The organism is Amphritea atlantica (genome assembly GCF_024347255.1).
GTDB classification, from domain to species: Bacteria; Pseudomonadota; Gammaproteobacteria; order Pseudomonadales; family Balneatricaceae; genus Amphritea; species Amphritea atlantica.
The window spans coordinates 1072773-1084869 of record NZ_AP025284.1 but is presented as its reverse complement, the minus strand read 5'-3'; the positions used below and the strand labels follow the sequence as shown (position 1 = coordinate 1084869).

The following is a 12097-nucleotide window of genomic DNA, read 5'->3' as shown; positions in this document are numbered from 1 at the left end:
CACCTAACATAAGACACTAACATAAGAGACCTTATGCGCGAAGATACCGATAACTACCGCGAACTCTTTCTTAACGATACCCCCATGGTCGATCTTCGGGCACCGGTTGAATTTAATCAGGGAGCATTCCCCAGCGCAATCAGTCTGCCGCTGATGAGTGATGATGAAAGAGCACAGGTCGGTACCTGCTATAAACAGCATGGCCAGCAAGCCGCGATAAAACTGGGACATCAGTTAGTCAGCGGGGAGATTAAAGAGAGGCGAATGGCACGCTGGATCGAGTTTTGCCGCAATAACCCTCAGGGCTACATCTACTGTTTTCGCGGTGGCCTGCGTTCGCAAACGACTCAGCAATGGCTTAAAGATGCGGGCATCGATTACCCACTGGTACGGGGCGGTTATAAAGCGCTGAGAAACGCTCTGCTCGATGTTATCAACGAACTTTCTGAGACTCTGCCTTTCCATATCGTCGGCGGTAAAACCGGTTCGGCCAAAACCCTGATGGTCAACACCCTGGCTAATGCGGTAGATCTCGAAGGGGCGGCTCATCACCGGGGCTCCAGCTTTGGCGCCTATGTTAAGCCTCAGAACACTCAGATCAACTTTGAGAATATCACCGCTATCCAGATGCTGAAAAAGCAGCATGCGGGCTACCAGCAGCTGGTATTTGAAGATGAAGGGCGGCATATCGGCAGTGTTGATCTCCCTGTTCCCCTCTACCAGAAAATGCTTAGCGCCCCTGTTGCCGTCATCGAAGACCCCCTGGATATTCGGCTGCAGAGGTTGCTGAAAGAGTATGTCATCGATATGGTCGCTGACTACATCCACGTCCACGGAGAGGAGCAGGGACAGGTACTTTGCGAAGAGTATCTACTCAGCGGACTGGATAAAATCCGCAGAAGGCTGGGCAATGAGCGCTGGCAGATCCTGCGGGAAGAGATGCTGAAAGCGATCAGGCTACACCAGGCTGGCGCGGGATATGACGCCCATCTGAACTGGCTGTTCCCCCTGCTTAACTGGTATTACGACCCGATGTATGAATACCAGTTGAGCCTGAAATCTGACCGGATTGTTTACCGGGGTAACTGGCAGGAGTGCCATGATTACCTGAAAGAAAAATCAGCTGGCTAGGCGCTGGTGTTCGATCGCTTCGCTTATCCGTCTAGTCAAAGATCAGGTTACACCACAGAGGACACAGAGAGCACAGAGGAAAATAAAAGTTCTTCTCAGTGAGCTCTGTGCCCTTAGTATGTCCTTTGGGTTCTGCGGTAAAATTTACCCTCTACTCATCCCAGCCTCAGATAAACACAGACTTCCATGCACGGTTTTTTAACAAAAAAAGGCCGGTTCGAAAACCGGCCTGAAAAATGGTCATTCAAAGCTCGAAGGGGTGAACTAAGAATGAACTTTGTTTTTCACAAAAGTTCTGATTAGAACTTAACGCGCATGCCTGTCAGATAGCCCATCTTCACGCCATCTTTATCAGTATCAGCGATCTCTGCAAAGACAGAAACGTTCTTCTGAGTTGGGAATTTGTAAACAACGTTAGCGTACCATTCTGACACATCATTCGAGCCATCTTCTTCAATCTTAGTCCAACCCAGGCCCAGGTCAGTTGTCTTAGCAACAGGCACAATCGTCATCAGGTTGTACTGATCAGTCTCAACAGCACCATCATCAGCTTTACTGTAATCTACGCCGAACTCAGCAAAGCCTGCATCGTACTTAGCGCTTACACCCCAGACATCAACATCACCGGAAACTGAAGGATCTTCATCAAAATTTTGGTAAGCAGCACCCAGCTCAACACCCGCTACAGATGTAGACATGAAAATATCAACCCCTTTTCCGTCAGCACTCTTCTCGCTTCCAGCTTCAAGTTCAGTGGTTAAAATCAGTGTAAAGTTATCCATGTTGACATCTACACGAACAACATCATTTCCTGAAGTTTTTGTAGCATCAAACTGATCTTCTTTAAGAGTATCTTCAAGCTGTTCGTCAACACCGAAACTATCTACGGCAAAGTTTTGCTGACCAATAGATACAGATACGTTACCGTACTGCATACCAACATAGGCTTCTTCGAGGTGGCTGCTATCAGTTTTGCCTTCCGCAGCATTCTTATACCCGAAGTCCAGTTGACCGAACGCTTTCATGTCGTTGCCCAGATCGTATATAACAGAGTTTTTCAACTCAAGATCATCGAATTCAACATCCAGCTTCTGATCTGTACCCACGTCTTTACGCAGTTGAATCTGAAAATCACCCTTCAGTTTATAAGTAAGTCCCTTACCTTCATAAATAGTCGCAGCGCTTGCAGAACCAGCAGTAGTCGCGGCGATAGCAGCGGCCAGGATAAGCTTTTTCATTTCTTTCTCCAGTTAAGAAAAGATAAAATTGAGTTAAGTAAAATTATTAAAAAGGCAATCCCTGCCACCTCATCGACATAAGGTAAAGATCCAAAACAAAATTATTTATTACTGATCCAGGATTTAAATCTTTCCCGGGTATCAGCGTCAGCTTTCAAATACCAATACTGAAGCAGCTCCTCAGGAAGATTTACAGGCCCAGAGTTATCAACAGATTTATTTGATAATGTATTTATGCGGACACCCGAAGCTGTATTATTTATTGGTGACCTGATGGAAGATCGGTTAATCGATGCGAAGCTATTGATCGAAAGCGCATCACCTGACTGGTTAAAACGCTGAAGCTCAGATGCATAATCACGGCTAAGTTGAAACCCCTCCTTAATAAGAGGTTTAGACTGATAACTGATAACATGACCAGAGCTATCAGCCAGTTTCCACTGTTGGCCTTTGTCAAACTCATCGAAGTCTGACAACCGGGTAATCTCTGGAGCGGAAAGTTGAACGTGCGTATCTTTAGCATTAAAAACAATAACATGAGGATTAGTTGTTTCTATTTCCAGATCGCCTGATGACTCTATTTCTGCCGAGTAGTTAACCAGAATCTGGCTAATACCGTTGGCTAGTGTGGCGGATACATTATTTCCAATGAGAGAATCACTTTCTACTTCAACCCCATTCACAGCAATGATAGAGATACCACTGCCTGCTGATAGTTCAACGTTTGCCATAACGGACGTAGAAGCAAAAAGTAAAACTGAAAAAAATATATTTGAACTAAATCGCATTGCCACTGCCTTATATCTCTAAGCAAAAATTCATTGGCTGCGATAATAGTGAGCAACTATTACAGAAAAGTTACTCGCCTATTAAAATAAAATATTATTAAGTTAATAATTAAGAATCTTTTTAATTAAGTAACTATTATTAAAAGCTGGTTATATTTATGTTAATAATAACCTTGTAAATATAGCGACAAATCAGATTCCAGATAAAAAAAAGGGGGCGATCAATGATCGCCCCCTTCTATATATTCTGAGTTAATTGATTATTCACATCTTACCCAGACTGAAAAACAGAGTTTCACCAGAGCTATCATCCACGCCATCGTTGTCGGTCACAGCAAAGCCCTTACCTGCAGCATCAATCGTAAACCCTTCGATCTTATCCTGAACATAGCCATTCAGAGACTTAAGATCAGGCAGAAAATCATGAACCAGCGTCTTATTAACGACCGGCAGCTCACTGCCAATGGCTGCAGGTTTTAGCTGATCGAGAGAAACGCTGTACAGACGCTTCACTGCCGCAGACTCTCCCAACTGATTATCCCGCTCGATAATGTAAACCTTATCGCCATAGCTAACGATTTCAGACAAACCAACCCAACCGCTGGACACATGTTCGAGCGGATAACGCACAGCCCCCCAGCTATTTGTCTTGAGGTTATAAGCTAACAGCTTAACCTGATCCGCAGGATCATCTTTCCATGGCCGCTGTATTGCAATCCACAGGGTATCGCCGATCATGGTGATCCCTTCAGCACCAAACTTAACCTCATGCTTTAACAGCTCCGCAGGGAAATCGATTGTACGATCAATCTCACCCTGGCTATTTGCATGATGAATAGCATGGGGAACACCTTTCGATGTTTTACCTTCCGATGCCAGCCAGAAGCCGCCATCACCGTCCACAGCAATGCCTTCCAGATCAAGCTTCTTAGCTGTTTTACCATCCCGGAGTACCGGCATAGCAGCAGTGATTTTTGCGGGCGTCTGGTTGGCATCGATGCTGAAGATTGAAGGCTGGTTGGCGTAGAAACTATCGTTCACCGCATACAATATACCCGGCTTTGTAGAATCCGCTGTGAGGCCAGACAATGCACCCCAGCCAATAGGCAAACCGTTGCTGGTACGGGTAGATATGATTTGAGGATATGCTACAGGCTCATCTGCAAAGCGATACAACATCACATGTGCACGGGGACCTTTATCCTCAATCAGATCTTTCTCATTCGCACTCACCAACAAGTTACGCTGCGGAATAACGACAGCAGACTCAGGCGCGATACCGGATGGCAGTAACTGAACAAACTCCGGAGCAGCACCGGTATCACGGTAAACACCGATCACAGAAGCGCGCTCAGACAGGATAAAGATATAGGTTTCATCGCCGAATTTACCGATAGCCACTCCTTCCGGTTCACTGCCTTTTTTACCGGAGCGTTTTTCAGGATAATGTCCGGCTAATACAACCTGCTGTTCAAATGATGAGCCTGATTCAAACAACACTCGTCCATCTTTATGGAAGATAGTGAACCCACGTGCACCACCATTCATATCCCCCTCATTGGCAATAACGAAGCGGTTATCATCCAGCCACTTAACAGAGTCAGGTTCACGCAGACGGGTCTGAGTACCGCTGAAATCAAGCTTCTTGTCTTTCTCAATATCGATGCCCTGCAATTCAACACTGCCGGCGGTGAAGTGATTCAGAATTTTACCGCTGGCTGCGTCAATAACTACCAGGTGGTTATTTTCCTGCAGAGTAACAACAATCTCGTTGTGGCTGTTAAAGTCCAGAAACTCAGGTTCCGGATCGATAGCACCTATCTCTGCCAAACCGGTCATATCAACCTTAGTCAGCTTATCGCATTCAGGCAGCCCTTTTTTGACCGGTATTATTGATACCCAACCAGCAGGAAATTGTGGCAGGGCACCATCATTCAGATCTTCATCACGCTCATTCTCAATCGCCACCGCAACATAACGACCATCTTTGGATACGGCAACCGAGTCTGGCTGACCTCCCAGATCACAGCGGGCCTGCTCCTCACGGGCTTGTAAGCCCAGTGCCAGCAGATATCCTGAAGGCTTGGTATAACTTTCAGATGTATTCACAGCAGCAAACACGGTCTGGCCGGAAATAGCGACCGAGGTTGGCTCCCCATCCAGTTTGAAACTGCCGCCTGCAACAGGCTTTGCAGCATCGGTGATATCAACAAACCCCAGTGTCCCAAAAGGGCTATCAGAATAGACCAGCGTATTACCATCTTCGCTCGCCGCAATAATCTCCGGAGACGTTTCCTGACTCTGAGGAGTACCTTCTGGCAGGTTATGGATAGCGCCAAAGCTGGAAATTCGGTTGAATGAGTTAGCCTGAGAAGTTGTTGCAATAGCAGCGATCGAGATCGCTAATAGCGTTTTAGTAAAACAGCGAGCGGGCATATTCAGTCTCCAGAGTTAATTAAATGACCCGAAGAGCCTATAGACCCAAAATGACCGCACGGTTACAAGAGCACTAACCCGATGTTAAACAGTCGCTAGACGTGGCTGTGCCACTCGCTAGATCGGATTCCTGCTAGAAAAAGCTATCGCGACGGGACGTCGCTCGCTACAGGCCTTAGCTTCTTCAGAGAGCATAGGAGGACGCTGGCATGCCCTAACCTGCTTACAAAAATCCTTTCTGTGAAGATTGCCTATGCTCCCAGCTAAGAAGGCTTTTGCTCTTGATCTTACGCTTATTCTAACCACTAGCAGGCGCGCAGCGCCGTACTAACAAGCGACGCAGGTTTTCATCGCGACGGGTACCCAGAGGGCATGCTAGCGTCGCTCGCTACAGGGCCTTAGCTTCTTCAGGGAACGGAATATCCTTTCTGTGAAGATTGCCTATGCTCCCTGATAAGAAGGCTTTTGCTTTTGCTCTTGCTCTTGCTCTTACGCTTATTCTAACCACTAGCAGGCGCGCAGCGCCGTTCTAGCGAGCCGCGTAGCGGCGTCTAAACGAAAAAAGCCCCGATCATTTTCATGATCGGGGCTGTTTCGTAATTAGGTGCTTGGCGATGACCTACTCTCGCATGGAGAAGCTCCACACTACCATCGGCGCTAAGACGTTTCACTTCCGAGTTCGGGAAGGGATCGGGTGGTTCCATCTCGCTATTGTCGCCAAGCAAAACTGGTTGCTCTAACGATTTGAACATCAGTGTTAACCTATGCTCAAAGCGTCATTCGAATCCTGTAACTCTTTAGTCGAGAAGAGTATGCACAAACTCTAATCCGTGGCTGTTTTATTCAGCCGCAATGTATCTTTTTCTATCAGCTGACCCAAACGCTTTTGGCGTTATATGGTCAAGCCTCACGAGCAATTAGTACTGGTTAGCTCAACGCCTCACAACGCTTACACACCCAGCCTATCAACGTCCTGGTCTTGAACGGCTCTTCAGGGGGCTCAAGGCCCCAGTGAGATCTCATCTTGAAGGGGGCTTCCCGCTTAGATGCTTTCAGCGGTTATCCTGTCCGAACATAGCTACCGGGCAATGCCATTGGCATGACAACCCGAACACCAGAGGTTCGTTCACTCCGGTCCTCTCGTACTAGGAGCAACTCTTCTCAAATCTCAAACGTCCACGGCAGATAGGGACCGAACTGTCTCACGACGTTCTAAACCCAGCTCGCGTACCACTTTAAATGGCGAACAGCCATACCCTTGGGACCGGCTTCAGCCCCAGGATGTGATGAGCCGACATCGAGGTGCCAAACACCGCCGTCGATGTGAACTCTTGGGCGGTATCAGCCTGTTATCCCCGGAGTACCTTTTATCCGTTGAGCGATGGCCCTTCCATACAGAACCACCGGATCACTAAGACCTACTTTCGTACCTGCTCGACGTGTCTGTCTCGCAGTCAAGCGCGCTTATGCCTTTATACTCGTTGCATGATTTCCGACCATGCTGAGCGCACCTTCGTACTCCTCCGTTACTCTTTGGGAGGAGACCGCCCCAGTCAAACTACCCACCACACAATGTCCTCGATCCCGATCAGGGACCTGAGTTAGAACCTCAATAGTACCAGGCTGGTATTTCAAGATTGGCTCCACATGAACTGGCGTCCACGTTTCAAAGCCTCCCAGCTATCCTACACAAGTAATATCAAAGTCCACTGCGAAGCTATAGTAAAGGTTCACGGGGTCTTTCCGTCTAGCCGCGGATATACGGCATCTTAACCGCAATTTCAATTTCACTGAGTCTCGGGTGGAGACAGTGTGGCCATCGTTACGCCATTCGTGCAGGTCGGAACTTACCCGACAAGGAATTTCGCTACCTTAGGACCGTTATAGTTACGGCCGCCGTTTACTTGGGCTTCGATCAAGAGCTTCGCCGAAGCTAACCCCATCAATTAACCTTCAAGCACCGGGCAGGCGTCACACCCTATACGTCCACTTTCGTGTTTGCAGAGTGCTGTGTTTTTAATAAACAGTCGCAGCCACCTAGTATCTTCGACCAGCGCCAGCTTAGGGAGCAAGTCCCATCACCAGCACCGGCGTACCTTCTCCCGAAGTTACGGTACCATTTTGCCTAGTTCCTTCACCCGAGTTCTCTCAAGCGCCTTGGTATTCTCTACCTGACCACCTGTGTCGGTTTGGGGTACGATTTCTTGTTATCTGAAGCTTAGAAGTTTTTCCTGGAAGCATGGCATCAACCACTTCGTCCAAAAGAGGACTCGTCATCAATTCTCGGCCTTAGGAACCCGGATTTGCCTAAGTTCCCAGCCTACAACCTTAAACACGGACAACCAACGCCGTGCTGGCCTAGCCTTCTCCGTCACTCCATCGCAATAACAAGAAGTACAGGAATATTAACCTGTTTCCCATCGACTACGCTCTTCAGCCTCGCCTTAGGGGTCGACTCACCCTACCCTGATTAACATTGGATAGGAACCCTTGGTCTTCCGGCGGGGAAGTTTTTCACTCCCCTTATCGTTACTCATGTCAGCATTCGCACTTCTGATACCTCCAGGATGCCTTACAGCTTTCCCTTCAACGGCTTACAGAACGCTCCTCTACCACGCTGTAAACAGCGTCCGTAGCTTCGGTGTATGGTTTGAGCCCCGTTATATCTTCCGCGCAGGCCGACTCGACTAGTGAGCTATTACGCTTTCTTTAAAGGGTGGCTGCTTCTAAGCCAACCTCCTAGCTGTCTAAGCCTTCCCACATCGTTTCCCACTTAACCATAACTTTGGGACCTTAGCTGACGGTCTGGGTTGTTTCCCTTTTCACGACGGACGTTAGCACCCGCCGTGTGTCTCCCGTGATTGCACTCATTGGTATTCGGAGTTTGCATCGGGTTGGTAAGTCGGGATGACCCCCTAGCCGAAACAGTGCTCTACCCCCAATGGTGAGACACGAGGCGCTACCTAAATAGCTTTCGAGGAGAACCAGCTATCTCCGGGCTTGATTAGCCTTTCACTCCGATCCACAGGTCATCCGCTAACTTTTCAACGGTAGTCGGTTCGGTCCTCCAGTTGATGTTACTCAACCTTCAACCTGCCCATGGATAGATCGCCCGGTTTCGGGTCTAATCCTAGCAACTGCACGCCCTATTAAGACTCGGTTTCCCTACGGCTCCCCTAGACGGTTAACCTTGCTACTAAAATTAAGTCGCTGACCCATTATACAAAAGGTACGCAGTCACGGTCTCAAGGACCGCTCCCACTGCTTGTACGTACACGGTTTCAGGTTCTATTTCACTCCCCTCACAGGGGTTCTTTTCGCCTTTCCCTCACGGTACTGGTTCACTATCGGTCAGTCAGGAGTATTTAGCCTTGGAGGATGGTCCCCCCATATTCAGACAGGATAACACGTGTCCCGTCCTACTCGATTTCACTACTAAAACGCTTTCGCATACGGGGCTTTCACCCACTATGGCCACACTTTCCAGAGTGTTCTGCTAACGTTAAAGTAGCTTAAGGGCTGGTCCCCGTTCGCTCGCCGCTACTAGGGGAATCTCGGTTGATTTCTTTTCCTCCGGGTACTTAGATGTTTCAGTTCCCCGGGTTCGCCTCTCAAAGTCTATGTATTCAACTAAGAGATACCCAGCTTATGCTGGGTGGGTTTCCCCATTCGGAAATGTCCGGGTCAAAGTCTGTTTACCGACTCACCGAACCTTATCGCAGGTTACCACGTCCTTCATCGCCTCTGACTGCCAAGGCATCCACCGTGCACGCTTAGTCACTTGACCATATAACCCAAAAGGGTCTGTCAAAGTCACTGATAAAACTTCATTGCCATCAAAGATGACGCTGAAGTAACGATACATTTACGCCGGATTAGCGCTTGTACATATTTCTCGTTTTGTTACAGGATTCAATTGTTAAAGAGCGGATAAAGCTAAAAGCTTTAAAAGATAAACATCAAGGTGATGTGTATGTTTTAAGACTTTCAGACGAGCAATCAGATAATTCAGTAGCCGAGTTATAGCCCCGGATAAGACTATTTCTTACAAGGCCAGGCGCGTTCTGAGTGAACTTGAACTACCGACCTCACCCCCTTCTTTTAAACCAAGAGTGGGGTGCGCTCTAACCAGCTGAGCCATAAGCCCGGATAAGAATATTTCTTACAAGGCAAGGCAAGTTCTGAGGACGTTTATGGTACATAAACGACGATGAACTTAACGCAGCATTGTGAGAAATTGGTAGGCCTGAGTGGACTTGAACCACCGACCTCACCCCCTTCTTTTAAACCAAGAGTGGGGTGCGCTCTAACCAGCTGAGCTACTATCTTCAGTTCTAACTAACCACCTACTCAAGCTATTGCCAGGGAAAGTGGTAGGCCTGAGTGGACTTGAACCACCGACCTCACCCTTATCAGGGGTGCGCTCTAACCAGCTGAGCTACAAGCCTTCAATCGGTCAGAACCAATGTGCTCTCTCTATCAGTGATCAGATAATTCGTGTGAACGCTTGCTAAGAATCCGCTATCGTTTAAGGAGGTGATCCAGCCCCAGGTTCCCCTAGGGCTACCTTGTTACGACTTCACCCCAGTCATGAACCACACCGTGGTAACCGCCCTCCCGAAGGTTAAGCTAGCTACTTCTGGTGCAATCCACTCCCATGGTGTGACGGGCGGTGTGTACAAGGCCCGGGAACGTATTCACCGCGACATTCTGATTCGCGATTACTAGCGATTCCGACTTCATGGAGTCGAGTTGCAGACTCCAATCCGGACTACGACCGGTTTTCTGAGATTTGCTCCCCCTCGCAGGTTTGCGGCCCTCTGTACCGGCCATTGTAGCACGTGTGTAGCCCTACTCGTAAGGGCCATGATGACTTGACGTCGTCCCCACCTTCCTCCGGTTTGTCACCGGCAGTCTCCTTAGAGTTCCCACCATTACGTGCTGGCAAATAAGGACAAGGGTTGCGCTCGTTACGGGACTTAACCCAACATTTCACAACACGAGCTGACGACAGCCATGCAGCACCTGTCACAGAGTTCCCGAAGGCACTAAGCTATCTCTAGCGAATTCTCTGGATTTCAAGAGTAGGTAAGGTTCTTCGCGTTGCGTCGAATTAAACCACATGCTCCACCGCTTGTGCGGGCCCCCGTCAATTCATTTGAGTTTTAACCTTGCGGCCGTACTCCCCAGGCGGTCTACTTAGTGCGTTAGCTGCGCCACTAAGACATCAAGTGTCCCAACGGCTAGTAGACATCGTTTACGGCGTGGACTACCAGGGTATCTAATCCTGTTTGCTCCCCACGCTTTCGCACCTCAGCGTCAGTATCAGACCAGGTGGTCGCCTTCGCCACTGATGTTCCTTCCTATATCTACGCATTTCACCGCTACACAGGAAATTCCACCACCCTCTTCTGTACTCTAGTTTGCCAGTATCAGGTGCAGTTCCCAGGTTGAGCCCGGGGCTTTCACATCTGACTTAACAAACCGCCTACGCGCGCTTTACGCCCAGTAATTCCGATTAACGCTCGGACCCTCCGTATTACCGCGGCTGCTGGCACGGAGTTAGCCGGTCCTTCTTCTGCAGTTAACGTCACAGCTATAGCGTATTAAGCTACAACCTTTCCTCACTGCTGAAAGTGCTTTACAACCCTAAGGCCTTCTTCACACACGCGGCATGGCTGCATCAGGCTTTCGCCCATTGTGCAATATTCCCCACTGCTGCCTCCCGTAGGAGTCTGGGCCGTGTCTCAGTCCCAGTGTGGCTGATCATCCTCTCAGACCAGCTACGGATCGTCGCCTTGGTGAGCCATTACCTCACCAACAAGCTAATCCGACGCAGACTCATCTGATAGCGCAAGGCCCGAAGGTCCCCTGCTTTCCCCCGTAGGGCGTATGCGGTATTAATCCAAATTTCTCTGGGCTATCCCCCACTACCAGGCAGATTTCTACGCGTTACTCACCCGTCCGCCGCTCGTCAGCAAAGTAGCAAGCTACTCTCTGTTACCGCTCGACTTGCATGTGTTAAGCCTGCCGCCAGCGTTCAATCTGAGCCATGATCAAACTCTTCAGTTTAAATCAAGAATGTCGGAAAAAGACATTCGGTAAATCTAGCTCAAAGTATTAAACAACTTGCAAATACACTTAAATGAATTTACTTGGTGTCGCTTACTTTGATAAAGCTTTTGTGCTTCATCTCAACAAGCGCCCACACGAATTATCTGATCTATCTGTTAAAGAGCGTTGCTATCAACTCTCAACCGTTGCCAGTGAGTCGTCTCAAGCGAGGTGCGTATTCTACTCAACACCCTGATGAAGTCAACCATTTTGTTTGAGAATTTTAACTAAATTTTCAAACCGCCTGATCCACTTCCTGTTTTGTTTATCGCCACCTGAAAAACCGTGTAAACACTGATTTATCAAGGCGTTAAACTCAACAGCCTCACCTGTTTCAGAGACCGTTTCCGGTGGCTGTCTCAAGCGAGGAAGCGCATTCTACATTCTGGG

At 48.4% G+C, this 12097-nt stretch carries 4 protein-coding genes, 1 tRNA gene and 3 rRNA genes; 1 reads left to right on the top strand and 7 read right to left on the bottom strand.

Translation table 11 applies throughout. From position 1 onward, the window contains the following. Nucleotides 1–33 precede the first annotated feature (33 nt). Nucleotides 34–1131, top strand: a complete 1098-nt coding sequence (mnmH, locus tag OCU43_RS04875; RefSeq protein ID WP_091361950.1) for a tRNA 2-selenouridine(34) synthase MnmH — start codon at nt 34–36, stop codon at nt 1129–1131. A gap of 299 nt (nt 1132–1430) precedes the next feature. On the opposite strand, the gene OCU43_RS04870 is transcribed toward mnmH, so the two are convergent. The 7 genes from OCU43_RS04870 to OCU43_RS04840 form a co-directional block, all read right to left on the bottom strand. Then, nucleotides 1431–2369, bottom strand: coding sequence for a porin (locus tag OCU43_RS04870; RefSeq protein ID WP_091361951.1), 939 nt, complete (start codon nt 2367–2369; stop codon nt 1431–1433). 101 nt (nt 2370–2470) lie between these two features. After that, on the bottom strand, nt 2471–3157 hold the full coding sequence (locus tag OCU43_RS04865) for a YccT family protein (protein WP_091361953.1): 687 nt from the start codon (nt 3155–3157) through the stop codon (nt 2471–2473). Nucleotides 3158–3421: 264 nt separating this feature from the next. Continuing rightward, on the bottom strand, nt 3422–5593 hold the full coding sequence (locus tag OCU43_RS04860) for an esterase-like activity of phytase family protein (RefSeq protein WP_091361954.1): 2172 nt from the start codon (nt 5591–5593) through the stop codon (nt 3422–3424). A gap of 606 nt (nt 5594–6199) precedes the next feature. Further along, nucleotides 6200–6315: ribosomal RNA gene (gene rrf, locus OCU43_RS04855) — 5S ribosomal RNA — on the bottom strand. Nucleotides 6316–6489: 174 nt separating this feature from the next. Then, nucleotides 6490–9380, bottom strand: a 23S ribosomal RNA gene (locus OCU43_RS04850). Nucleotides 9381–9964: 584 nt separating this feature from the next. After that, a tRNA-Ile gene (locus OCU43_RS04845) sits at nt 9965–10041 on the bottom strand. 81 nt (nt 10042–10122) lie between these two features. Beyond that, nucleotides 10123–11665, bottom strand: a 16S ribosomal RNA gene (locus OCU43_RS04840). Together the 16S, 23S and 5S rRNA genes with 1 tRNA gene alongside form the textbook arrangement of a ribosomal RNA operon. Between the last annotated feature and the right edge of the window lie 432 nt (nt 11666–12097).